The sequence below is a fragment of the Devosia sp. genome (assembly GCF_017307495.1).
Lineage (GTDB): Bacteria > Pseudomonadota > Alphaproteobacteria > Rhizobiales > Devosiaceae > Devosia_A.
Map to the genome: position 1 here is coordinate 31,215 of NZ_JAFKHE010000018.1, position 24,362 is coordinate 55,576.

At 66.7% G+C, this 24,362-nt stretch carries 22 protein-coding genes and 1 tRNA gene; 4 read left to right on the plus strand and 19 right to left on the minus strand.

All coding sequences use genetic code 11. The annotated features are described in order from the left end of the window. Nucleotides 1–5: 5 nt before the first annotated feature. The 8 genes from J0I99_RS10800 to J0I99_RS10835 all read right to left on the minus strand — a co-directional run bounded on the left by J0I99_RS10800 (nt 6) and on the right by J0I99_RS10835 (nt 10,722). The gene (locus J0I99_RS10800; protein ID WP_291397561.1) at nt 6–1,676 is read right to left on the minus strand and encodes a hydantoinase B/oxoprolinase family protein; all 1,671 of its coding nucleotides are present in this window, start codon (nt 1,674–1,676) and stop codon (nt 6–8) included. A 3-nt stretch (nt 1,677–1,679) separates the two neighbouring features. Beyond that, nucleotides 1,680–3,749, minus strand: coding sequence for a hydantoinase/oxoprolinase family protein (locus tag J0I99_RS10805; protein WP_291397563.1), 2,070 nt, complete (start codon nt 3,747–3,749; stop codon nt 1,680–1,682). Nucleotides 3,750–3,814: 65 nt separating this feature from the next. Continuing rightward, nucleotides 3,815–4,786 (minus strand): ABC transporter permease, encoded by a 972-nt coding sequence (locus J0I99_RS10810; protein ID WP_291393099.1) that lies wholly within the window; start codon nt 4,784–4,786, stop codon nt 3,815–3,817. Continuing rightward, a complete protein-coding gene (locus tag J0I99_RS10815; protein ID WP_291393097.1) occupies nt 4,783–6,321 on the minus strand; it encodes a sugar ABC transporter ATP-binding protein in 1,539 nt (512 codons plus the stop codon). Before J0I99_RS10815 ends, J0I99_RS10810 begins: the two co-directional genes overlap by 4 nt. Before the next feature lie 69 nt (nt 6,322–6,390). After that, nucleotides 6,391–7,380 carry a sugar ABC transporter substrate-binding protein gene (locus J0I99_RS10820; protein WP_291393095.1) on the minus strand — a complete coding sequence of 330 codons (990 nt, stop codon included), beginning with the start codon at nt 7,378–7,380 and terminating at the stop codon, nt 6,391–6,393. Nucleotides 7,381–7,477: 97 nt separating this feature from the next. Then, a complete protein-coding gene (locus J0I99_RS10825; protein ID WP_291393093.1) occupies nt 7,478–8,023 on the minus strand; it encodes a GAF domain-containing protein in 546 nt (181 codons plus the stop codon). Further along, nucleotides 8,020–9,255: an amidohydrolase family protein gene (locus tag J0I99_RS10830; RefSeq protein WP_291393091.1), complete on the minus strand. Its 1,236-nt coding sequence runs from the start codon at nt 9,253–9,255 to the stop codon at nt 8,020–8,022. The genes J0I99_RS10825 and J0I99_RS10830 overlap by 4 nt, the downstream gene beginning before the upstream one ends. Nucleotides 9,256–9,450: 195 nt before the next feature. Beyond that, nucleotides 9,451–10,722: an ArgE/DapE family deacylase gene (locus J0I99_RS10835; protein ID WP_291397565.1), complete on the minus strand. Its 1,272-nt coding sequence runs from the start codon at nt 10,720–10,722 to the stop codon at nt 9,451–9,453. A gap of 158 nt (nt 10,723–10,880) precedes the next feature. On the opposite strand from J0I99_RS10835, the gene J0I99_RS10840 reads away from it, so the two are divergent. Then, a complete protein-coding gene (locus J0I99_RS10840) occupies nt 10,881–11,819 on the plus strand; it encodes a dihydrodipicolinate synthase family protein (RefSeq protein ID WP_291397567.1) in 939 nt (312 codons plus the stop codon). A 76-nt stretch (nt 11,820–11,895) separates the two neighbouring features. Here J0I99_RS10840 and J0I99_RS10845 read toward each other — a convergent pair whose 3' ends face one another. Next, nucleotides 11,896–12,630: a GntR family transcriptional regulator gene (locus tag J0I99_RS10845; protein ID WP_291397568.1), complete on the minus strand. Its 735-nt coding sequence runs from the start codon at nt 12,628–12,630 to the stop codon at nt 11,896–11,898. Nucleotides 12,631–12,952: 322 nt separating this feature from the next. Between J0I99_RS10845 and J0I99_RS10850 the strand changes: the two genes are divergently transcribed. After that, the gene (locus tag J0I99_RS10850) at nt 12,953–13,846 is read left to right on the plus strand and encodes a c-type cytochrome (protein WP_291397569.1); all 894 of its coding nucleotides are present in this window, start codon (nt 12,953–12,955) and stop codon (nt 13,844–13,846) included. Nucleotides 13,847–14,223: 377 nt separating this feature from the next. Here the strand turns inward: J0I99_RS10850 and J0I99_RS10855 are convergent. The 3 genes from J0I99_RS10855 to J0I99_RS10865 form a co-directional block, all read right to left on the minus strand. Continuing rightward, nucleotides 14,224–14,314: transfer RNA gene (locus tag J0I99_RS10855), tRNA-Ser, on the minus strand. A 96-nt stretch (nt 14,315–14,410) separates the two neighbouring features. Continuing rightward, nucleotides 14,411–15,130: a glutathione S-transferase N-terminal domain-containing protein gene (locus tag J0I99_RS10860; protein ID WP_291393086.1), complete on the minus strand. Its 720-nt coding sequence runs from the start codon at nt 15,128–15,130 to the stop codon at nt 14,411–14,413. Between the two features lie 143 nt (nt 15,131–15,273). Continuing rightward, nucleotides 15,274–15,717 (minus strand): glyoxalase superfamily protein, encoded by a 444-nt coding sequence (locus tag J0I99_RS10865; RefSeq protein WP_291393085.1) that lies wholly within the window; start codon nt 15,715–15,717, stop codon nt 15,274–15,276. A 489-nt stretch (nt 15,718–16,206) separates the two neighbouring features. Between J0I99_RS10865 and J0I99_RS10870 the strand changes: the two genes are divergently transcribed. Beyond that, nucleotides 16,207–16,974, plus strand: a complete 768-nt coding sequence (locus tag J0I99_RS10870) for a sulfite exporter TauE/SafE family protein (protein WP_291397570.1) — start codon at nt 16,207–16,209, stop codon at nt 16,972–16,974. Nucleotides 16,975–17,018: 44 nt separating this feature from the next. Here the strand turns inward: J0I99_RS10870 and J0I99_RS10875 are convergent, their stop codons facing one another. From J0I99_RS10875 to sugE, 3 genes are all read right to left on the minus strand, one after another. Continuing rightward, nucleotides 17,019–19,106: a molybdopterin oxidoreductase family protein gene (locus J0I99_RS10875; protein ID WP_291397571.1), complete on the minus strand. Its 2,088-nt coding sequence runs from the start codon at nt 19,104–19,106 to the stop codon at nt 17,019–17,021. Nucleotides 19,107–19,201: 95 nt separating this feature from the next. Continuing rightward, nucleotides 19,202–19,393 (minus strand): hypothetical protein, encoded by a 192-nt coding sequence (locus J0I99_RS10880; RefSeq protein ID WP_291391517.1) that lies wholly within the window; start codon nt 19,391–19,393, stop codon nt 19,202–19,204. 184 nt (nt 19,394–19,577) lie between these two features. After that, nucleotides 19,578–19,892, minus strand: a complete 315-nt coding sequence (sugE, locus tag J0I99_RS10885) for a quaternary ammonium compound efflux SMR transporter SugE (RefSeq protein WP_291391518.1) — start codon at nt 19,890–19,892, stop codon at nt 19,578–19,580. Between the two features lie 233 nt (nt 19,893–20,125). Between sugE and J0I99_RS10890 the strand changes: the two genes are divergently transcribed. Beyond that, on the plus strand, nt 20,126–20,923 hold the full coding sequence (locus J0I99_RS10890) for a FecR family protein (RefSeq protein WP_291397573.1): 798 nt from the start codon (nt 20,126–20,128) through the stop codon (nt 20,921–20,923). An 11-nt stretch (nt 20,924–20,934) separates the two neighbouring features. Here J0I99_RS10890 and J0I99_RS10895 read toward each other — a convergent pair whose 3' ends face one another. The 4 genes from J0I99_RS10895 to ndk form a co-directional block, all read right to left on the minus strand. Beyond that, nucleotides 20,935–21,120, minus strand: coding sequence for a tautomerase family protein (locus tag J0I99_RS10895; protein ID WP_291397575.1), 186 nt, complete (start codon nt 21,118–21,120; stop codon nt 20,935–20,937). A gap of 16 nt (nt 21,121–21,136) precedes the next feature. Further along, nucleotides 21,137–21,424, minus strand: coding sequence for a 4-oxalocrotonate tautomerase family protein (locus J0I99_RS10900; RefSeq protein WP_291397577.1), 288 nt, complete (start codon nt 21,422–21,424; stop codon nt 21,137–21,139). 54 nt (nt 21,425–21,478) lie between these two features. Then, on the minus strand, nt 21,479–23,476 hold the full coding sequence (locus J0I99_RS10905) for a DEAD/DEAH box helicase (protein ID WP_291397579.1): 1,998 nt from the start codon (nt 23,474–23,476) through the stop codon (nt 21,479–21,481). Between the two features lie 363 nt (nt 23,477–23,839). Continuing rightward, entirely contained in the window at nt 23,840–24,262 is a 423-nt protein-coding gene (gene ndk, locus J0I99_RS10910; protein WP_291391523.1) for a nucleoside-diphosphate kinase, read from the minus strand. Nucleotides 24,263–24,362 lie beyond the last annotated feature (100 nt).

The following is a 24,362-nucleotide window of genomic DNA, read 5'->3' on the forward strand; positions in this document are numbered from 1 at the left end:
GTCATTCACGCGCTGTGCGCACCATCGGCCAGCGGGCCATAGACCTCCCTGGCCCGCTCGACGGTCAGGTAGCCGTTCTTGATGTCCTGGGCCACCATTTCGGGTGTGCGCAGGGCCGGATCGCCATAGCCGCCGCCGTTGGCGGTAACGATGCGGATCACATCGTTGGTGTTGACCACCACGTTGGTCGCAAAGGAATAGCGCTCCCTGCGGCCGTCGGTGCGGACCAGCTCGACGTAGTTCAGCGAGCCATCGAGGCCACCGGCCGCACCCCACGGCGGAATGCGCGAACGGGTGTAGCCGAGCGACAGGAAGTTGTTGTCGCCACGCACCCGGTAGTGCACTTCGATGCCCTTGCCGCCGCGCCACTGCCCCTCGCCGCCGGGCTCGGAATTAAGCGCCACCTGGTCGACATACATGCCGTAGCGGGCTTCCGCGATTTCGGCCGGGCAGTTGAAGGTCTCGCCGTGGAAGCCGGAGAACTGGCCGGAATTGCCGTCATGGCCTTCCCAGCCGCCCCAGCCGCCGATCTGCGGCTCGACGATGGTGTAGTGGCGGCCGGTGTCGGGATGCTTGCCACCCATGACCGTGCCGCAGATCGAGGCGAAGTTGCCGGCGGGCACGACACCGCCGAAATGGTGCGCCAGCGCCCGGAGCGTCATGTCGAAAAGCCGGATCTCGACTTCCGAGTAGTAGCCGAGCGCGCCCGGCTCGACGACGTGGAAGATGGTGCCCGGCTCGGTGATCACCTCGAGCGGCCTGAAGCAGCCGCCATTGCCCGGCCCCTCGGGGTCGGTGAAGTTCTTGAACGCCAACTGCAGGGCAATCTCGGAGCCCTCGCGCGAAGAGTTCTTGGAGCCCGACTGCGCCGGGTTGCCGCGCAGGTCGACGGTGAACTTCTCGGGCGAAATGATGAGCCGGAGCTTGTGGACCGCGCCGTCGTCCTGCTCCTCGGAATAGTCGTAGGTGCCGGCCGGCAGCTGCTTGAGCGCCGCAAGCACGCGCTTTTCGCCGAGGTCCATGTAGTCGACGACGGCGGCAAGGTAGGTCTCGGCGCCATACTTCTCGATCAGCTCGAGCACCCGCCGCTCGCCGATGCGCAGGCCCGCAATGCCGGCCCACAGGTCGCCCTTGAGGAAGTCGGGCAGGCGCGTGTTGACATAGAGGATGTCGAACACCGCCTGGTTGGCGACGCCCTGATCGAACAGCTTTACGGCCGGGATGCGGACGCCTTCCTGGAAGATCTCGGTGGCGTCCGAGGACATCGAGCCCGGCACGTTGCCGCCGACGTCGTTCCAGTGCGCGATGTTGGCGACCCAGGCGACCAGCTTGCCCTCGGCAAACACCGGCGCGGCCAGCACCATGTCGTTGAGATGGGTCACGCCGCCATAGTACGGGTCGTTCGAGGCATAGAGGTCACCCGGCTTGACGGTCTCGAGCGGGAACTTCTTGAGGATGCCCTTGACCGCCTTGTCGAGCACCCCGATGAACGCCGGAATGCCTGCGCCGGCAGCGGCGATGTCGCCGACCGGATCGAGGATCGACGAGGAGAGATCGAGCACCTCGTAGATGATGGCCGACATCGACGCCTTGCGCTGCGCCACGAACATCTCGTCGGCGATGGCTTCGAGGGCGTTCTGGATGATGTCGAAAGTGACGGGATCGTGCTTGGTCATCTGTCAGCCCCGGATCGCGATGTGAATGTTGCCGTAGTCGTCGATTGAAACCCGGTTGCCGGGCTGGATGACCACGGTGGTGCCCGGGTCCTCGATCACTGCCGGGCCGGCAAAGCTCATGCCCGGCTCGAGGCGCGTGCCGTCATAGATGGTCGCCTCGTGGATGCCCTCGGTCGCGTAGTCGACCTCGCGACGGCCCTTGACCGCCTGCTCGACGGTGGCGCCGGTCCGCGCAAGCTTCAGGATCTCGAGCTTGCCGACTTCCGAGGCGGCCACCAGGTGCAGCCCGATGATCTCGACGCCGGCATCGAGGCGGTAGGTGTATTCGCGCTCGTAGGCATCGTGGAAGGCGGCGATCAGCTCGGCCATCGAGGCTGCCGTCGGCTCGCCCGCCGGCAGCGGCACCTCGACGGCGAACTCCTGGTTCTGGTAGCGGGCGCGGACGAAGCCGGAGATGCTCACCTTCTCGGCCGGCACGTTGCCGCGCACGAAGTCGGCGATGGCCCGCTCGCGGGTGCGATCCAGCAGCGAGGCCAGGCCCTGGTGGTCGTCGGCATCCATCAATTCAGTGACGAAATAGTCGCGACGCAGGTCGGACATCAGCATGCCCCAGGCGGAGAACACCGAGGCGCCGCGCGGCACCACGACCTTCTTGACCCCCAGCTCCTTGCCCAGTTCGGCGCCGTGCATCGGACCGCCGCCGCCGAACACCACCATGGTGAAGTCGCGGGGATCGTAGCCACGGTTCACCGAGACGAGCTTCAGGGCATTGACCATGTTGGAGTTGGCGATGCGGACGATGCCACGCGCCACCTCGACATTGCTCATGCCGAGCTTGCCGCCGAGTTCGGCGAGCGCAGCGTTCAGGGCGTCCATGTCGGCGACGACGTTGCCGCCGACGAAGTAGTCCTTGTTGATGCGCCCGAGGGCCAGGTTGGCGTCGGTGGTGGTGGCATTGGTGCCGCCCCGGCCATAGGCCGCCGGTCCGGGCATGGCGCCGGCCGACTTAGGGCCGACGTGCAGCTTCTGGAACTCGTCGACCCAGGCGATCGAGCCGCCGCCGTTGCCGATCTCGACCAGGTCGACCACCGGCACCATGATCGGATAGCCGGCCGACTTGCCGTGCCGCTCGATCCAGTAGTCGGTCTTGATGTTGACGTGGCCGCCGGTGATCAGCGAGCACTTGGCGGTGGTGCCGCCGATGTCGAGGGCCAGCACATCGGGTTCGCCGATGATGCGGCCGAGCTCGGCGGCGCCCCAGAAGCCGGAGGCCGGGCCGGATTCGACCATGGTGATCGGCGTCTGCTTGATCGACTCGACGGTATCGACGCCGCAGTTGGACTGCATGACGTAGAGGCCGCCCTGGTACCCCTTGCCGCGCAGGCCGCTCTCGAGCCGCTCGAGGTAGCGCTGGGCCGAGGGCTGCACGTAGGCCGAGAGGATCGTCGTCGAGGTGCGCTCGTACTCGCGCCATTCGCGCGTGATCTGGTGCGAGGCCACGGCGGTGACGTCGGGCCACAGCCGGCGCAGTTCGGCCAGCGTTGCTTCTTCGTGCGCCGGATTGGCATAGGCGTGGATGAAGCAGATGGCGACCGCCGTCACCCCCTCGGCGCGGAAGTCGGCAACGATCTGGCCAAGGCCGCCGAGATCGAGCGGCACCTGCTCGACGCCGTGGAAATCGACGCGGCCGGGCAGCTCGCGGCGCAGGTAGCGCTCAACGAAGGGTTCGGGCTTCTGGTACTTGAGGTTGAAGAAGTCGGGGCGGTTGCCGCGCCCGATCTCCAGCACGTCGCGAAAGCCCCTGGTGGTGATCAGGCCGACCTTGGCGCCCTTACGCTCGGTCAGCGAGTTGATGACCACGGTGGTGCCGTGGGCGAGGAAATCGAGGCTCTCGACGTCGACGCCCGCCTTGTCCAGGACCGCCAGCACGCCCTTTTCGAAATCGGGCGGCGTGGTGTCCGACTTGTCGGTGCGCACGGTCTGCGCCCCGGTGCGGGTGTCGGTTTCGAAGTAGACCAGGTCGGTGAACGTGCCGCCCACATCCGTGGCCACGCGCGTAATCTTGTCGGGCATATGCGTCTCTCGTTTGGGCGCCGCAGCAACGCGCTACGGTCGCCTGGATAGCGTGTGGGTCGGGATCAGCGGCGGTTGCCGGTCGCGGCTAGGGCGACGGCGAGCACGATGATCACGCCCGTGGTCAGGTCCTTGAAGAAGGGGTTCACGTTGAGGATGTTGAAGCCGTTGCCGATCAGTGCCATCAGCAGCACGCCCGCCATCGAGCGCCAGATGGCGCCGGCGCCGCCCATGATCGAGGTGCCGCCCAGGATCACCGCGGCGATGGCGTCGAACTCGTAGCCGGCGCCCGCCTGGGGCTCGCCCATCGACAGGCGCGACACGGTGATGACACCGGCCAGCCCGGCCGCGCCGCCCGAGAGGGCGAAGGTGATGATCTTCACCAGGTTGGTGCGGATGCCCGAGAGCAGCGCCGCCTCCTCGTTGCCGCCGACCGCGAAGATGGCGCGGCCCAGCGTGGTGCGGTTGAGGATGACCATCATCAGCAGCATGAAGCCGAACATCACCAGCACGGCGACGTTGACCATCTCGATCTTGGAGCGGCCAAGCCATGCGAACTCCTCGACGCGGACCGGGATCAGCTTGCCGTCGGTGACGAGGATGGCGAGCCCGCGATAGACGAGGCTGGTCGCCAGCGTCACGAGGAACGAGTGCACGTTGAAGGCGGTGATGATGATGCCGTTGATGGAGCCGAGCAGCAGCCCGATCATCGGCGCGGCGATGATGGCGACCAGCGGATCGACGTTGATCGCCAGCCACGCCGCGCTCACCGAGGCGACGCCGAAGATGGCGCCGGTCGAGAGGTCGAAACCGCCACCGATGATCACCAGGGTCAGCGCGCAGGCGATGATGAACAGCGGCGTCGACTGGTTGAGGATGTTGAACAGGTTGCGCGCCGACAGGAAGGACGGCGACAGCAGCGTCAGGCCGACCAGCATGACCGCGATGATGATCAGCACGCCGTACTGGCGGACAAAGGCGCCGATGTCGAAGCGCCGCGCGGGCGCACCCGGCCGGTTGAGAGCGGTATCGGTCATGGGGCAGCGCCCTCCTGGCGGTTGCGGTGGCTGTTCTGTTCGAGGAAGACGCGATGCAGGGCGGACTCGACCGTCAGGCTGCTGGCCGGCTCCTCCGCGAAGATGCGTCCGTCGCTGAGCAGGTAGCAGCGATGCGAGAGGTTGATGACCTCCTCGATCTCGGACGAGATGAGGAGCACGCCGACGCCCTGCCGGGCCATGTCGACGATGAAATCGTGGATGCGGCGGCGGGCGCCGACGTCGACCCCGCGGGAGGGTTCGTCGAGGATCAGCAGCCGGGGCTTGGCGACAGCCCATTTCGAAAGCAGCACCTTCTGCTGGTTGCCGCCGGAGTAGCGGGCCACGCGGCCATCGACGGCGGCGGGGACGATGCCGAAATGCTTGATCATCTCGCGCGTGCGCCGCACCTCGGCCGAGGTGCCGAGAATGCCGAACCGGCTGATGGCCCCGAGCGTGCCGAGGCTGACGTTGAAGCGGGTCGGCTGGGTCAGGACCAGCCCCTGCTTGCGCCGGTCCTCCGGCACCAGCGCCACGCCGCTGGCGATGGCGCGCCGGACGCTGAGCCGCTGCTCACTGCGGCGGCCCTCGATCAGGTACTCGCCGCCGGTGATGCGGTCGGCACCGAACATGGCGCGCGCGACTTCGGTGCGTCCCGAACCGACGAGGCCGATCAATCCGACGATCTCGCCGGGGCGCACGGAAAGCGAAATGTCGGAGAGCCCGGCATCGGTGCTGACATTGCGCAGCTCGGCCACCGGGCGGACGTCGCCGGCGGGAGCCGCAGGCAGCGCGGGATAGAGGATTTCGGCTTCCTGGCCGAGCATCGAGTCGACCAGCGACTTCTTGGTCTCGCCGGCGATCGGCGAGGTCCGCACGACGCGGCCGTCACGCATGATCGTGACGTTGTCGCAGTTGGCCAGGATGTGATCGAGGAAGTGGCTGACGTAGATGATGGTCTTGCCCTGCGACTTCAGGCGCTTGACCACCTCGTGCAGGCGATCGGCCTCGTCCTCGGTGAGCGAGGAGGTCGGCTCGTCCATGATGATGACCTGCGCGTCGCGGGCGATGGCGCGCATGATCTCGACCTTCTGGCGCTCGGCGATGCGCAGCGTCGCCACCCGGGCGAGCGGCGAGATGCCGAAGTCGCAGGTCTTCTCGAGCGCCTCGAAGCGCGCCATGTCACCCTTGACCAGGATGCCGGCGCGGGCGCTCTCGCGACCGAGGAAGACGTTCTGGACGACGCTGAGTTCAGGGGCGAGCTGCAGCTCCTGGTGGATCATCGCCACGCCCAGCTGCAGTGCGTCGCGCGGGGAGAAGCGCGCCACGGCGCGGCCGAGGATCTCCACCTGCCCTTCGTCGGGGGTGTAGTAGCCGCCGATGATCTTGCCCAGGCTCGACTTGCCGGCGCCGTTTTCGCCGACCAGCGCATGGACGGTGCCGGCGGCGATCTCGACATCGATGTTATCGAGGATGCGTGTTCCGCCAAAGCTCTTGGCGACGCCTCGCACTCGAACGGCAGTGGTAGCACTGGTCATGGGCGTTCTGCTCTCATGCTCGCAGGATGTGCCGGGGGAGCCCCCCGGCACGCACTCGGATTGTCAGGATCAGCCTTCCCACTCGGCCTTGAAGTCCGGATGGGCATCGAGCCATTCCTTGTTCACGATCGTGGGGTTGGTCGCCTTGGTGGCGGGGTCGATCCAGTTCTCGACCGTCTCGCCCTTCTTGGCCCGGATCAGCGCGTCGGCGGCGTAGTAGCCCTCGGAGTACGGGTAGCCCGACAGCGTCGCGTCGAACACGCCCGACTTGATCTTGTCGACGGTGATCTGGTTGAGGCCGCCACCGATCATGTAGATCGGCTCGACCGGAATGCCGGCGTCATTGAGCGCGATCTCGACGCCCAGCAGGTGCTGGTCGGCGTTGGAGAGCACGACATCGATCTTGGGGTTGGCCTGGATGATGTCCTGGAACGCCGTCAGCGAGGCGTCGGGGCTGTAGTTGCCTTCGCCGGTGGCGACGATCTTGATGTTCGAGTGCTGGCTCAGCACCGATTCAAAGGTCTTGTTGCGCAGGTTGTCGAACGGGAACTGCAGCTGGCCGATCATCACGACCACGTTGCAGGGATCCTTGTCGGCGCAGAACTTCACGACTTCTTCGGCCTGGGCGGCGGCACCATCGACCGGGTTCGAGGCGACGGTGGTGGTGAGGCCGGGGACCTGCGGGGTCATCACCGTCAGTTCCGGACCGACCGGGAACAGCGTGGCGGCGACGAGCAGGCCTTCCTTGGTCGCTTCCTCGAGCGCGGTGGCGATGCCGACCGTGTCGTTGGGAGCGATGATGATGCCGTCGAAGCGGCCGCCGGCAATGATGTCTTCCACCTGCTTGTACTGGGTGGCGGCGTTGAACTCACCGTCGAAAATCTCGACCTGGACGTTGCCGGCCTTCTCGGCGGCAGCCTGCACACCCTTCCAGGTGGCGTCGTTGTAGCCGTTCTGGCTGGAGGCGGCGAGGAAGGCCAGGCGGATCGGCTCCTGGGCCATGGCGGTGGCGGGGATGAGGCACGTGGCCAGCAGCGCCGCGGCGATGAGTTTATGCATGCGTTGTCTCCTGTGCGGGACGCCAGTCCCGTTGTTGTGTTCCCTTGGGCCCGTGATGACCGGGCCACGTAATGCGCCGCCCGCGAGGGCCGGCGAGCTAGCCTTCCATCGCCTGCACCGCGTCGGCGGTGACCGTGCCATGGAAGTTGGCGCCTTCCGACCCAGCGAGGTCGAGCAAAAGAAAGGCGAGTGTCGCGACCGGCTGCCAGGCGAGCGCGAGCGCCACCTTGTCGGCCGTGAAATGTCCCTTGCGGTGCAACAGGTTGATGGTGCCGATGACGCGTCCATCGGCAATCGCGGGCAGGTTCATGTTGGACTCGAACCCGAGCCCCTGGATCTTCTGCCAGTCAAAGAACACCGTCGCGATTTCCTCGATCGTGGTCGAGGAGAACGGGCGGCGACCTTCGATCACCGTCTCGAAGTAGCGGTTGCGGTCGAGCCGCTTGAAGTTGCCGGTAGGATAGGCTGCCGCATCGTCGGTCCACACCCGGCGCGAGCGCATCCGGGCGAGATCGTAGACCGAGGCGGTGGTCAGCAGCGAGCCGGCCGAAGCATGGATGCCGGCCCGGGCGTAGGCGAACACCGCCTCGGCCGCGTCCTCACCCTGCGCCAGCTTGAACGCGTGATCGAGGTCGGGGGTCAATTGGCCCTCCGGTCATGCGCCACGGCCCCGTTCTTGACCACCAGCTTGAGGTGGTCGGCGGGACGGCCGAGGGCGGCGATGTTCGAGAACGGGTCGACGTCGAAAGCCACGAGGTTGGCGCGCGCGCCGGATGCCATGGTGCCGATCTCGCCTTCCATGCGGCAGAGCCGGGCGCCGGTCTCCCACATGCCGCGCAGGATCTCGGTCGGGGTCAGCACCTGCGCCAGCAGCTCGAACTCGAGGCCGCCGAACTTGCGCAGCTGGCCAAGGAGGTCGGTGCCGAAGGCCATGGGCAGCCCGGCATCGCGCATGATGGCGAGCGAGTTGCGCCCGCCGTCGCGGACCACGTCGAGCTTGGCCTGCTCGGCCTCGCCGAGGCCGAGCTGCTTGCCCTCGATCTTGAGACCCTCATAGGCGGCGAGGGTCGGAATGGCGATGCAGCCGGCCTCGGCCGCCATCGCCGCGGTTTCAGCGCCGATCAGGTTGCAGTGCTCGAGCGACTTAACGCCCAGCTTCACGCAGCGGCGGATCGAAGCATCGGAATAGACATGCGCCGACACATAGGTGTTGGCGTTGCCCGCCTCCTCGACCATGGCGCGGATCTCGTCGTCCGAGTACTGCAGGCCGTCGATGGGGTCGTTCGGCGAGGACACGCCGCCATTCGCCATCACCTTGATGAAGCGCGCGCCCTCCTTGATCATCTTGCGGCAGGCGCGGCGGACATCGTCGACGCCATCGACCAGCACGCCCATGTTGCCGACGCGCCAACCCATGGAGTCGGGCCGGATGTCGGTGCGCTGGCGCAGGTCGGTGTGGCCGCCGGTCATCGACAGGCCCTTGCCGCAGATGACGAGGTCCGGGCCGTTGATCAGGCCCTCGTTGACGCCGCGGACCAGACCGTAGTCGGCCCCGCCGAGGTCGCGCACGGTGGTGAAGCCATCGGCGAGCAGGCCTTCCATCACCTTGGCGGCACGCAGTGCGGCGAGGCTGTCCGGAGCAATCGTGTTGGCCCACAGGTCGAGCGACCAGGCAACGACGTGGAAGTGGCAGTCGATGAAGCCCGGCATCAGCGTGGCGCCGCCGAGGTCGATCACCTCAGAGGCGGCATCGGCGGGCTGGCCGGTGCCGGCGATCCTGCCATCGACGACGGAAACGGAGGTCGGCGCCGTCAGCTTGCCGGCATCAAGGTCGACGAGACGGGCGTTGACGAGGGAAAGCGAGGACGATGCCATCAGAGCCTCCGGAGGCCCGGCCGACGGTAAAGGCCCGACGTCTGGCGCCGCTGCGCCATCCGCCCTGCCGGCAGTTCAATCATACCCTCAGCGTGCATTCCGATCCCGCATTGCAACCGTTTCATGTCAGTATGTTCCAATATTTTGTTTGTCGACAAGATAGATTCTTAACGTCGACAGAGATTTTACCAAGCCTCAGACTCGGCGCAGCCCGCACCAGCGCGCGACAAAAAGCGCAATGATTTCAGTGGTTTTCCGCAGGCTCTCGAGATCGACCGCCTCGGCGGGCGAATGCATGCCGCGCGCCAGGCCGCCGTAGCAGAGGGCCGGAATGCCATAGTAGAGGTCGTAGAACCGGGTATCGCTCGTCGCCGTCATGCTGATGGTTTCGAGGGGCGCACCCATGATGCCGGTGTGGATTTCGTCCAGCAGCGCTTCCGCCTCGGTGCCGGGCGCGAACACGTGGCCATCGGCCTGGAAGCCGATCCAGGTCAGGACCGGCATGTCGGCTCCCATCGCCTCGGCGCAGCGCCGAACGGCCTCGGTCACGCGCTCGCGCACTTCGGGCAGGCTGTGGCCGGGGAGCACCGACAACCGGCACTCGAGCTCGCACCACGAAGGCACCGAGCCGAGCCAGTCGCCGCCGCGGATCTTGCCCGGGTTGAACTTCACCGGGTCGGGGATGGCGCCAAAGTACGGGTGGGCGACGGCAGCGGCATTGATCTGCGCCGTCAGCGTCTTCAGCGCCTCGATATAGCCCATGGCCGCGAGGATGGCGTGCGAGCCGGCGGCGGCGCTCGCCAGCACATGGCCGGGCCGGCCGAGGATACGCAGGCGGAACCAAACCGAGCCGAGTTCGGCGCGCACGAGCTTGTGGCCCATGGATTCGGGGATGAAGGCGGCATCGGCGCGATAGCCGCGCGCCAGGGTGGAGAGCGCGCCATTGCCGGTGCACTCCTCCTCGCTCACCGTCTCCACATGCACGGTGGAGCCCGGCACGTAGCCCAGGCTGCGCAGTGCATCGAGGGCGAACACCATGGCCGAGACGCCGGACTTCATGTCGGCCGTACCCCGCCCGTACATCCAGCCATCGGCAATGCGCGGCTCGAACGGCGGCTGCGACCAGAGCTCGGGCGCGCCGGTCGGAACGACGTCGATATGGCCCTGCAGGATCAGGCTCCTGCCGACCGGTTCACTGACGCGTTGCGTGGCCACCACCTGGATGGCCCGGGAATAATCCGCATCGACCACCGGCGAAAACCCGGGCAGCCCGGAGATCGCAGCCTCGTCGATCGCGTACTTGTCGACCTCCCAGCCGCGCCCGGCGAACTCGCCGGCAAGCCAGTCCTGGGCCGGCCCCTCATTGCCGCGCGTGCTGTCGAACGAGGCCAGTTTCGCCAACCAGGCCGTCTGCCTTTCGAACCCGTCCGCCACGGCCCGCGCGACCGCTCCGCTGTCGATATCCATTCCCGCCCCTACCTCCGAAACGCAGGTTTCGAGGAGCTCCCGAACCTTGCATTTCTCTTGTCGACAAACTGTCGGCTGGAGCCTATAGGGAGATCGTGACGAAGCGCAATACGCTTTCTTCCCCCCTGTTTCCCGTTGTCTCCGATGGAGCTGATGCCATGGACAATAGCCCTTTCACCGGGTGTATCCCCGCCCTGATGACCCCCTGCCGTGCTGACCGCACCCCCGATTTCGACGCGCTCGTCCGCAAGGCCAAGGAGCTGATCGAGCTGGGCATGTCGGGCGTCGTCTATTGCGGCTCGATGGGCGATTGGCCGCTGCTGACCGACGCGCAGCGCATGGAAGGCGTCGAGCGGCTGGTTTCGGCCGGCATCCCGGTGATCGTGGGAACCGGCGCGGTCAATACGCAGTCTGCCGTGGCGCACGCCGCGCACGCCCAGAAGGTCGGCGCGACCGGCCTGATGCTGATCCCGCGCGTGCTTTCGCGCGGCTCGTCGCCGGCGGCCCAGAAGGCGCACTTCAAGGCCCTGCTCGCCGCAGCCCCGGACCTGCCGGCCGTCATCTACAACAGCCCGCACTACGGCTTCGCCACCCGCGCCGATCTCTTCTTCGCGCTGCGGGCCGAGCACAAGAATCTCGTCGGCTTCAAGGAATTCGGCGGCGAGGATGCCCTGTCCTATGCAGCCGAACACATCACCTCGTCCGACCCGGCCCTGGCCCTCATGGTGGGTGTCGACACGGCGGTCTACCACGGCTTCGTGCAGTGCGGCGCCGCCGGCGCCATCACCGGCATCGGCAATTGCCTGCCGCGCGAAGTGCTGCACCTGGTCTCGCTCTGCCAGAAGGGCCAGCAGGGCGACCCGGTGGCCCGGCGTCGCGCCAAGGAACTGGAAGAGGCCCTGATCACCCTCTCCACCTGGGACGTCGGCCCGGACCTGGTGCTGTTCTTCAAGTACCTCCTCGTCCTCAACGGCGAGAAGGAATACGAGCTGCACTTCAACGAGACCGACGCGCTCAGCCCGTCGCAGCGCCGGTTTGCCGAGCAGTCGCTGCAGCGCTTCCGCACCTGGTACAGCGCCTGGTCCGCCGCGGCCTGATCGACAACTGCCGCAAGAAACAGGCGGGCCGGACAGTGCATGTCCGGCCCGCCTTGTCGTTTGCGGCCGCGGGTGCCTACTTGGCCTTGCCGGAAAGGTCGATGCCGCTGGTCGTGTCGCGCGCCATGTAGGCCTGGATCTGGCGGACGATCTGCGATGCGTGCGCGGCGGCGAGCTGGTCGGCCCGATCGGCGTCACCCGCCTCGACAGCCGCCACCATGTCGTTGTGCTCGTCCACGTACCGGTGCGGCAGGTCGTCGTCGAACGAGTGGTAGTAGAGGCGGAGAACCCGCCGGCCCTCGTCGAGCAGGCGCGCGAACAGCTGGGTGAAGTAGATGTTGCCGCCCGCCTCGGCGACCGCCACGTGGAAGTCGCGGTTGGTCGAGATCATGTCGAGCGCGTCATGGCGCTGCACGGCATCGGCGTAGGCAGCCTCGTGCGCCTTGATGTTCTCCAGGTGCTCGGGACGCCGGTGCACCGCCGCCGACCGGGTCGTGGCGCGATACATCAGCGTCAGCGCCTCAAAATAGACCGGCAGGTTGATGAAATCGATCGGGGCAACGATGGTGTTGCGGTTCGGCAGCGTCGTCAGCAGGCCTTCCGCCGCCAGCCGCACCATCGCCTCGCGGATCGGCGTGCGGGACAGGTTGAACTCCTCGGAAAGCCGCATCTCGTCGAGCGGGCTTCCGGGCGGCAGGCTGAGGTCGAGAATGGACTGGCGCAGCTTCTCGTAAACCTTCTGCACGCCGTGCCCGCGCTTGCGCCGCTCCGTCGACCCCTCGTCACTCGCAGGCGGCAGTCTTCTTGCCATTCCGATCTTCCACTTCCGAACAGCCCCCGTTGCTTCCCTATATGCAAATTGTCGACACCTGGCTAGGCCATCTTGATTGGCCGGCATCTTGCGGCCTGCTGTCGCTGTGGAGCAGCACGTAGCGATCGTCCGCAACTCGTTGAAGGGTTTGACGCCTTGGGCCGTAGCCGGCAGCTCGGCCATCTCATCGACGAAGCGAACGTAGCCCGAGCCCCGCCACGATCGAAGGCGGGACAGCGACGGCGCCGCAATGCTGAGGGTACGCCATTGTAGTGCGGCGTCGGGAGCGATAATATGCGGAGGTTCAGTAGGGGAGGTGTGAATGACCAGATCACTGGTTGCGCTCGCCATATTGGGCGGCGTCTTCTTTGCATCGACAGCGTCGGCGCAGGACGACTTGGTCAAGCGCGGCGCGTATCTCGTCAATGGGCCGGCAGCCTGCGCAAACTGCCACACCCCGAGGAACCCTGACTTCTCTCTGATGGCTGGAAAGGACTTGGCGGGTGGATTCCATCTGGTCGATCCCGCATTTGATGTTTACTCAGCCAACATTACACCGGATCCCAATACGGGTATTGGCAAGTGGACCGACGCGCAGATCGCGCGCGCCATTCGACAGGGCATCGACGACAAAGGGAACGTGATCTTCCCGCCGATGCCGGTACCGACGTACAACAGCATGTCGGATGATGATGTGAAGGCGATCGTGGCCTACCTCCGGACGATTCCGGCCGTGCAGAATGAAGTGCCGGAGTCGAAATGGAACATCCCCCTGAAGCCAATGCCCGAACCAAAGGGTACGGCCGCGCCCTCGCCCGATGACAAGGTTGCTTACGGACGTTATCTGGTGACGTCGATCGCGCATTGCTTCGAGTGCCATACGACGCCGGACGAACATGGTGTGCCCGACTTTGCCAACCACCTGGGAGCGGGCGGGCTCAAGATCAGTCTTGGACCAGGCATGGATGTCGTGACGCCCAACATCACCTCGGACAAGGAAACCGGGATCGGAAAGTGGAGCGCTGCCGATATCAAGAAGGCACTGACAGAGGGACTGACCCCTTCCGGGCAACACCTGTCGCCGCCGATGCCGTTCCCCTGGTTCAAGAATATGACGGATCAGGACCTTGATGCGGTCGTCGCCTTCATCCAAACGCTGCCGCCGATCAGCAACAAGGTCGAGCGCACGGAGTTTCAGAAGACGGCGTTCAAGTAGTCTCCTCCAAATCCTGTCAGCGCCCGGACGTCACGAATGACGACCGGATGAAGCGCAGCGTGACGGAAGGCAGTGCGGTCATGTTCAGCCCTTGACGGCGCCGAGGAGCATGCCGCGCACGAGGTAGCGCTGCACTGACGGGTAGAAGACGAGCAGCGGCACGATCGCCAGCAGGATGCCGGCCATCCGGCCCTAGAGGACAAGCGCCCATCTCCCGGTAGAGGCCTGCCGCTCGGCCTTATTGGCCGACCAGGGCACCATCGCCCACTTCATTGATGGACCACGGCAAGCTGTGCCACCGGACGCTCGGGCGCAAGGCCCCCACCACTAGCCCAGTTTGGGCCCCAGTGTCGGGCACCGGCCACTTGGAGTGAAGGTGGCGGAGAGGATGGGATTCGAACCCACGAGACGCTTTTGACGTCTGCGCCCTTAGCAGGGGCGTGCCTTCGACCACTCGGCCACCTCTCCGGCGCGGTTCGGATAGCCGCAATCGCCGGGATGGGCAAGCGGTTTTCCGACCGCTTGCGCAAAGCCGGCCCGGTCGGGGCGGCTTTGCCGCGCCTGTCAGCGCTGGTTGAACAGCACGCGCTGGGCTTCCCTGTCGTTGGCGGCGCTGATCTGCTGGCTCTGGTCGAGCGTGATGGCGAGGGCGCGCTGCACGGCCGGGCGATCGGTGACGCGCTGGCGCCAGGCGGCGAAGGTGGGGAACTCGGCGATGTCGATGCCGTGGTTGTCCGAGCCGCGCGACCAGTCGAAGATGGCAATGTCGGCGATGGAGTAGCCCTCGCCGGCGACATAGTCGTGACCGGCGGCCTGCTGGGCCTGCAGCTGGGTGTCGAGCACGCGATAGAGACGGTGCGACTCGTCCTGGTAGCGCTTGATGGCGTAGGGAATCTTCTCGGACGCGTAGCGGGAGAAGTGGTTGTTCTGGCCCAGCATCGGGCCGAAGCCGCCGACCTGCCAGAACAGCCACTCGTCGATCTTGACCTTCTCACGCCAGGACGTGCCGTAGAACTTGCCAAACTTCTCGGCGAGGTACTTCAGGATGGCGCCCGACTCAAAGACCGAGATCGGCTTGCCGTCCGGGCCCTCGGGATCGACGATGGCGGGGATCTTGTTGTTGGGCGAGATGGCGAGGAACTCGGGCTTGAACTGGTCGCCGCGGCCGATGTTGATCGGATAGATGCCGTAGGGCAGCCCCAGCTCCTCGAGCATGATGGTGATCTTCCGGCCGTTCGGGGTGGCCGCGTAATAGAGGTCGATCGGCAAGGTCTGGGTGGTCATCTGTCGTATCCGCTGCTGCAGGTGGAGGGGTGACAGGGCGCCACCGGTGTCGGGGTTCATATATCGGTACTTGCCGATGGAACTCAACCCGGCCACGGAAACGACAATGGCGGGCCGAAGCCCGCCATTGGAATAGCGTTTCGTCAGGCGCGCCGCAGGCGCATATGCGGTTCACCGTCGCTGGTGCGGGCCGCCGAGACGCCGTGCAGGTCGACCGTGGCCCGGACGCGCTGGCGCCAGATCGGCCCCATGAGCTCGGACTTCGAGACGTTCACGGGCTGGTCGAACTTCACCGTCACCTCGTAGTGGGCCATGTCGGCAAGCATGTGCACGCCGATGACCATGCCGGCGAAGGGCTGGCCGAGATAGGCGCCGCGCACGCGCTGGCCGACCTGGACGGGCGTCGCGATGCGCTCGGGCATGGCGGCCGCGGCGGTGTTCCAGTCGCGATAGCCGTGGCGGCGGGCAATTTCCTCGAGAGCGGCGCCATGGGCGATGGGCGCCCCGGCAACGGCGCGTTCGGCACGCAAAGCCTTGGCCTCGGCCTTGAGCGTGGCGGTGCTGGGGGTATCGAGAGAGAAGGTCATATCGGTCCTCTGTTGCAGAGGCGGATTGTCTTCATGGGGCCCGCGTTGCCATGAACCGCCTGCACGAAGGAGCGATCATGATTGGGCGCGGAATATTCCGCGGCTGGACTTCACCATCGGGTTTCCCCGGCGAGCGGCAGGCGCCAGCAGCACGGTGCACATGTGGGGGATGCAGGCGGGTTTGTCAATTGGGGGCGCGGGCGCGACCTCCCTCCTCCCTCCTCCCCTCGCGGGAGAAGGGGGCGCGCAGCGCCAGATGAGGGGTTCGCAGACGCAGTCTGCGCGACCGGAGTGAAACGACGGGCGGCAGCGAGGGCTGAGACAGACCCCTCATCCGCCCTTCGGGCACCTTCTCCCGCAAGGGGAGAAGGCGATCACAGCAGCCTCAATGCTGATCATCACTAGCCTTGATGGGGATGATTAGGGTTTTGCGTTGGCGTGGCGGACCGCCTCCGGCTAGGTGTGGCGGGAAATGTCAGACATTTGCCGATGACCGAACTGCTGCTCGTCCTCGCCGGGCTTTTCGCCGGAACCCTGAACACGCTCGCGGGGGGCGGCTCGTTCGTGCTGTTTCCGGCGCTGCTGGCGGCGGGGATTCCGCCGGTGATCGCCAACGCGACGAACACGTTTGCCAGCCTGCCGGGCTATGCCAGCGGCGCGGTTGGGTTCTGGAGCGACATCGTCCGGCACCGGGAGCGCCTGCTCGCCTACAGCATTGTCGGCCTGGTGTTCGGCTATGCCGGAGCCGAACTGCTGCTGCACGTGTCGAACCAGGCCTTCGTGCTGGTGGTGCCGTGGCTGATGCTGTTCGCGGTGGTGCTGTTCGCGTTCGGAGCCCGGATCAACGCATTCGTGCGGCTGCGGGCTGGCAGCGGCGGACGCCGGCAGCGCGCCGGGGCGATCGGGCTCGTGCTGCTGCTGGCGGCAATCTCGCTCTATGGCGGCTTCTTCAACGCGGGGCTGGGCGTGCTGCTGCTGGCCTTCCTGGCGCTGGCGGGGTTCACCGACATCCATGCGATGAACGGGTTGAAGCTGTGGATCTCGACCGTGGTGGCGCTGGCGGGCGTGGCGCGCTTCGCGCTGTCCGGCGCGATCGACTGGTACCACGGCGCGTTCGCACTGGCGGGAATCGTGGTCGGAGCCTACGGGGCGGCGCGGCTGGCCAAGCGGGTGCCGACGCCGATCATCCGGACGCTGGTGATCGTCTACGGGATCGGGCTGACCGGCTGGTTCTTCTGGTCGGCATATTTCGGTTAGCTGGCCGGCACCCACAGGATGGCGGATGGCGGTGACGCGCCCCCTCAGCCCCTCTTCACCCATACCGCCGTGTCGTGGAAGGCAGCGCCGCCGAAGGGCTTCACGGGGTCGGAGCCGATCAGGGTGTTGATGCCGACGCCGTTGCGGTGGGCGGCGTTGGGGTGGATGCCCTCGGCGATGAGGACGCCGCGCTGCACGCCGGCGAAGTAGATCGCCTTAAGCGGAACTTCGCCACGACGGTTGCCGAGGGTGACGGGATCGCCTTCGGCGATGCCGAGCTCGGCCGCGTCGTCGGGATGGATGAAGACGGTCGGCTCGGGCTGGCGCTTCCGGCTGCCGGGGGTTTCGGCGAAGGTCGAGTTGAGGAAGGCGCGCGAGGGACTGGTGGCGAGGCGGAACGGCGTCTCGGCGTCGACCCTCTCGTTGACGTCCCAGTGGTCGGCGAAGCGGGGCATCTCCGACGGATCGCAGACCCAGGTGTAGCCCTTGGCATCGGCGACGCCCTGCCAGTCGGGGGCGAAGCGGTAGCGGCCGTCGGGCCAGCCGAAGCCGTCGCCGAAATGGGCCTGGCCGAAGGGCTGGGCGCCATCGACGAAGCCGGTCTTCTCGATCTCATCGAGCTCGCCGAAGCCGGAGCGGCGGAAGGTCTCGGCGACCATCTGGCGGTCGGTCAGGTCGAGGGAGGCATGGTCGGAGCCGAGACGGCGGAGCAACTCGTTGACGACCTCGAAGTTGGAGCGGCACTCTCCCGGCGCCTCCACCAGCTTCGGACCGAAGAGCACGCGGGTGTGGCCGCCGCGGCGGTAGTAGTCGTTGTGCTCGAGGAACATGGTGGCCGGCAGGACGATGTCGGCCATCGCTGCCGTGTCGGTCATGAACTGCTCGTGGACCACGGTGAACAGGTCCTCGCGGGCAAAGCCGGCCCGTGTAAGCCCCTGCTCGGGCGCCACGTTGACCGGGTTGGTGTTCTGGATGAACAGCGCCTTGACCGGCCCCCTGCCCTTCAGCGCGCCGGCGTCGCCGGTCAGCACCTTGCCGATCTCGCACATGTCGAGTTCGCGGCCGCCCGGGCCCATGTCGGCGCCGATGATCAGCGACTTGTCGAGTTTCCAGGCGCCGGAGTTGGAGTGGAAGGCGCCGCCGCCGATGTGCTGCCAGGCGCCGGTCATCGCCGGGATGGACAGCGCCGCATGCATGGAGACGGCGCCGTTGCGCTGGCGGGTGAAGCCGTAGCCAAGGCGGAAGAAGGTTCTGGGCGTGGTGCCGACGAGGCGGGCAAAGGCCTCGATCTCGGCGATGGCGAGGCCGGTGATGGCGGCGGCCCATTCGGGCGTGCGGGTGGCCAGGTGCGCTTCGAACTCGGGCGAGAAGTCGGTGTAGCGCGCCATGTAGGCGCGGTCGGCGAGGTTGTCGCGCAACAGGATGTGCATGACCGCGACGGCGAGCGCGCCGTCGGTGCCGGGGCGCAGCACCAGGGCCATGTCGGCCTGCTCCATCGTGGCGTTGCGGTAGATGTCGATGGCGACGATCTTCGCACCGCGCTCCTTGCGGGCGCGGACGGCGTGGGTCATGACGTTGACCTGGGTGGCGACGGCGTTGGTGCCCCAGATGACGACGCAGTCGCTTTCGGCCATCTCCTCCGGATTGACGCCCTGCAGCCTGCCCGCGCCGGCCAGGTAGCCGGGCCAGGCGGTGCCGGTGCAGATGGTGTCGTATTGCAGCGAATAGCCGCGAGCGTGGCGCAGGCGCTCGATGCCGTCGCGCTGCACGTGGCCCATGGTGCCGGCGTAGAAATAGGGCCAGATCGCCTCAGGGCCGTCGGTGCGCTCGATCTCGAGCCAGCGCGAAACGATCTCGTCGATGGCTTCGTCCCAGCTGATGCGCTGCCACTCGCCGGCGCCCTTTTTACCAACGCGGCGAAGGGGATGAGTCAGCCTCTTCGCGTGATGAATCCGCTCGGCGTAGCGCGCCACCTTCTCGCAGATGACGCCGGCCGTGTAGGGGTCGTCCTTGGCGCCACGCACGCGGCCGATGGTGTGCGCGTCGATGATCTCGACGTCGAGGGCGCAGGTCGACGGGCAATCGTGCGGGCAGACGGAGCGCGCGGTGTGTGGGCTGGCGATGGCGTTCATGGGTGCGCTTCTAGCATGGCCGTGGCGGTGACGACAGTCGACCACGGCCCCGCGTGGCGCGGCCTCGCGTGGCGCTCCGCGTTGGGCAGATGCCGCTATTCCTCGGCGCGAATCCGGCGCAGCTCCGCCTGATAGATGCGCAGGCTGAGGAAGATGGCGAACAGGAAGCAGACGATGCCGGTCATCTGCGCCAGCGGCAACTGGTCGATGATCGGCACATGCTTGGCAACGAGCAGGACAACAACAAGAGCGAGGACGGACACGACCTCGGCAAAGCGGAACAGCATGGGTCCCCTTGACCTTTTCAACGGTGATGCGCTGACGCTCGGCGCGGAACAGCTCCGAGTTAAGGAGCCCCCCTGCGCATCACGCTAGGGCAATTCGCAAAAGGTTCCATCAACTTTTGCGTCATCGCCGCGTTTCGATCGGCGAGGCTGGCACGGAAGCCACAGCTGCCGCGCCAGCACTGCCTCAGCCGATCAGCTTGAGGCCGGCGATGCCGGCGACGATCAGCACGATGCAGCCGAGCCGGAGGGCGGTGGCGGGCTCGTTGAACAGCAGCATGCCCAGAATCGCCGTGCCGACGGTGCCGATGCCGGTCCAGACGGCATAGCCGGTGCCGACCGGCAGGTCGCGCAAGGCGACCCCCAGCAGCGCGACGCTCGCCACCATGGCGCCGACGGTAATGGCCGAGGGCACGAGACGCGTGAAGCCTTCCGTGTACTTCAGGCCGATGGCCCACACGATTTCGAGCAAGCCGGCGCCGGCCAGATAAACCCATGCCATGGGAGTACTCCTGTGGCGGGTCGTCCCGCAGATGACTGGAAATTCCGGGGTCGTCCCCGGACACCAGGGATATACGACCTGCATCGCCTTGGAGGTAGCCCCCGCCGGCATATCCGGCATTCCCGCCGCGATGGGGCTGGCGCGACGCGGTCGAGTACGCTAGACAGCCTACCCTACCGCTCCCGCCGGGGGGCCGGGCGGTTATCCATGTCAGTAGCATTTCGAGGACGCGAATGCACAAGTTGATATGGCGAGCTCCCCTCGCCGCGGCGCTCATGGCGCTAGGTCTATATTCACCCGCCACTTCCGCCCTTGCCGCGAGCGGCACAGCGCTCGGGGTCAACCCGTCCGCCGCCGCCGAAACCAAGGCCGAGACGCGGTCCCTTGTCGTCGGCTCGGACGTCTTCATCGGCGACCGGGTGGTCACCGGGCCCGAGGGCCAGGTGCAGATCCAGTTCTCCGACATGACCCGGCTGGTGGTCGGGCCGAACTCGGCGCTGCTGATCGAGGACTACCTGCTGCGCGACGACAAGTCGGCCGGCAAGTTCGCGATCAACGCGCTGTCCGGCACGTTCCGCTTCGCCACGGGGCGCGCGCCGAAGAACCAGTACGTGATCACGACGCCGACCGGGACGATCGGCGTGCGCGGCACGGAGTTCGATTTCAACGTCACTCCCGACCAGACGCGGGTGCTGCTCTACAATGGCGCCGTGCTGCTGTGCAATCCGGACCAGAGCTGCGTGACCGTGGATGACAGCTGCGAGCTCGGCCAGGCGGACCTCGGCCAGTCGCAGGTGCTCGGCAACACGGACGAGATGGACAAGAAGCAGCGCGACGACGTGAAGTCCGACTTCATGTATGCCGTGTCGCAGGCGCCGCTGCTCGGCCGCTTCCGCTTCGAGGAAGCCAAGCAGTGCTTCCAGAAGGGCTTCGTGTCCAACGTGCCGGAAAGCCTGGTGAAGAGCGAGGCCAAACCGGCGCCGCCGGTAGAGTGCCCGGAAGAATACTACTACTACTGCTACCCGGACTAGCCATCACGAGTCTACAGCTCGTCGAAGGGCACGCCGCCCCTCGACTTGCTGTGCTTCGGGCTTTCGACGATCTGCACGACGACGCGCTCGGGGGGCACGTAGAAGTTCCTCACCACGGCGTCGGTGATGTCCTTCATCAGCGCCTTCCTGGCCGCGACCGAGCGGCCCTCGACGATGTGAACGAGGATCTCGGGCACAGCGTCAGGCCTTGGCCTACTTGGCGGCGGATTTCTTGGTCGCCTTGGCGGCTGACTTCTTCGTCGAGGCTTTCCCCGCGCCTGCCTGCGCCCCGTCGCGCTCCCTGGCCTCCGCCTCGCGGATCTTGGCCACCGAGGTGCCCATGTGGCCCCAGTTCTTGTTGTCCACTTCCTCGATGACGACGAAGGTGTATTCGGGCTTCTTGTTCAGGATCCGGACCAGCATCTCGGTCGTCTCCTTGTAGATCTGCAGCTTCTGCTCGTATGTCGCGCCGTCGGTGATCTCGATACGGACGTAGGGCATGTCTTGCTTCTCCTCCCAAAGCGAGGGGAGGATGCGGCAGTCGAGGTACGTCCGTCAATCGAGCGGATCGAAGGCCTTCTTCGGCTTCTTGCGAGGCGCCGTGCCGGCGTCGGCGGGCGGCTCGCGCCGCTCGCGGTTCTTGTACTTGGGCTTGCCCTTGTCCTTGGGGTTGGGCTTGGGCTTTTTGGGCGCGGTCGGACGCTCCTCGCGGACCTCGGCGACGGGCGGAGTGAGCTCACGGGCCGGCCGGGTAGCGAGCTTGGCGCCCTTGTCGGAGCGGACCTTGTAGCGCGGGCCGTCGTCGCGAGCCGGGCGTGGGGAATCGAAGCGCGGGGCCTTGTCACGCGGCGGGCGCGGGCCATCGTCGTAGCGGCCGGGCTTCGCACGCTTCTGGAACCCGGGCGCACTCGAGGGCTCGATGGTGGCGCCGTTCTCGACGCTGCTGCCGTTGCTGGCAACCGTCCGCGCGAAGGCCTCGGCCTTGTCGGCGGCGATCTCGAAGCGCGTCTCGGTGTCGAAGATCTTGATCGAGCCAATGTCGCGCTTGGTGACGTCGCCGGCCTTGCAGATCAGCGGCAAGAGCCACTTCGGATCGGCGCGGCGGTTGCGGCCGATGGAGAGGGTGAACCAGCGCCCATCGGTCATCGGCTCCGGACGGCCCTTGGGCCCCTCGGGCCGCGGGGCTTCGTCGAGGAAGCGCTTGTCGCGGCGGGGCCCCTTCTCGTGGAAGGCGGGTAGTGGGGCCTCGGACACTTCCTCGGCCGCGGGGCGGGCGGCCAGCTCGCGGCGGATATAGGCGGCGGCGAGCTGCTCGGGGCTGAGGCGGGCGAGCAGGTCGGCGACGAAGCCGGCATCGATGTCGTCGGCCGAGATCGTTTCGGCAGCGGCGGCGAGAATCTGCTCGCGGTTGCGCGCGTCGATCTCGGCAATGGTCGGGGCGCCGCGCGTGGTGGCCTCGAGATTGGCGGCGCGCAACACGCGGGCGGCCGCGCTGCGGCGGTGCATCGGCACGATCAGGGCGCAGATGCCCTTGCGCCCTGCCCGGCCGGTGCGGCCCGAACGATGCAGCAGCGTCTCGGGGTTGGACGGGATGTCGGCGTGGATGACCAGATCGAGGTTGGGCAGGTCGATGCCGCGGGCGGCGACGTCGGTCGCGACGCAGACGCGGGCGCGGCCGTCGCGCATCGATTGCAGGGCATTGGAGCGCTCGGCCTGGGTCAGTTCGCCCGAGAGCGCCACCACCGGGAAGCCGCGATTGGCGAGACGGGCGGTGAGGTGCTTCACCGACTCGCGGGTGTGGCAGAAGACGATGGTGTTGGAGCTGTCGTGCAGCAGCAGCGTGTTGATGACGGCGTGCTCCTTCTCGTCGTTGCGGACGACGATCTGAACGTACTCGATGTCGGCATGCTGCTCGCCGGCACTGGTCGCGACCAGCCGCAGCGCATCGCGCTGGAAGGTCTTGGCAAGCTCGGCGATCTCGCGCGGCACGGTGGCCGAAAACAGCAGGGTGCGGCGGGTCTCGGGCGCCAATTCGAGGATGAACTCGAGGTCTTCGCGGAAACCGAGGTCGAGCATCTCGTCGGCCTCGTCGAGCACCACGGCACGGACTTGGCCGAGGTCGAGCGCGCCCTTGGTGATGTGGTCGCGCAGGCGCCCCGGCGTGCCGACGACGATGTGGGCGCCGCGCTCAAGCGCGCGCCGTTCGGTGCGGATGTCCATGCCGCCGACGCCCGCCGCGATCTGCGCGCCGGTATCGGCATAGAGCCACTGCAGCTCGCGCTGGACCTGCAGGGCGAGCTCGCGCGTCGGAGCGATGAGCAGCGCGAGCGGGGTCGAGGCCGGGCCGAAGCGCTGCTCCTCGCCGAGCAGGGTGGGGGCGATGGCCATGCCGAAGGCCACGGTCTTGCCTGATCCGGTCTGGGCGGAGACCAGCAGGTCCCGCTCCGCCGCCTCGGGCGCGAGCACGCTCAGTTGCACCGGCGTCAGCGTATCGTAGCCGCGTTCGGCGAGCGCTGAGGCAAGGGCGGGATGGATGGTCTCGGGCAGGTTCATTCGGTTCTTTCTTTCTTCCCCCTCCCCTTGAGGGAGAGGGTGCCCGAAGGGCGGGTGAGGGGAAGGACGCTCCTCACATTCGTTCGGATCGGCGATGCTCTGCATCGCGACCCCTCATCCGGCGCTGCGCGCCACCTTCTCCATCAGGGGGAGAAGGAAGAACAGAGCCAGCCTTTCCTGCAAGGCCACACCCACCGGGTCATTCCCGCGAAAGCGGGAACCTCTGTTCTGCTGCCTGAGGCACCATCGCCAACGGAGGTCCCCGCTTTCGCGGGGATGACACCGTGGAGTTGGAAACACTTGAGCAAAACAAAACAAAAGGGCCGCCCGGAGGCGGCCCTCGGAAATCGGACTATCGGGCGATCAGCCGACGATCTCGTCGTCGGTGAAGAAGAACTTGATCTCGATGGCGGCGTTCTCGGGGCTGTCCGAGCCGTGCACCGAGTTCTCGCCCATGTTGAGGGCGAAGAGCTTGCGGATGGTGCCCTCGGCGGCGTTGGCCGGGTTGGTGGCGCCCATGATCTCACGGTTCTTGAGCACGGCGTTCTCGCCCTCAAGCACCTGCACGACGACCGGCGAAGCGATCATCTGCTCGACCAGCTCGCCGAAGAAGGGGCGCTCCTTGTGCACGGCGTAGAAGCCCTCGGCCTGGGCGCGGGTCATCTTGATCTTCTTCATCGCGACCGGGCGAAGGCCGTTCTCTTCGAACTTGGCGACGATCTTGCCGATCAGGTTGCGGCGAACCGCATCGGGCTTGATGATGGAAAAGGTGCGCTCGATGGCCATGTGCCTGGTCCTTGCGTGTGGGGCTGAATTGGGTGCGGCCTTCTAGCGGGAAGGCGTGACGGGCGCAAGACGGGCGTTTGCGGCTGTTGCGGCCGGCATT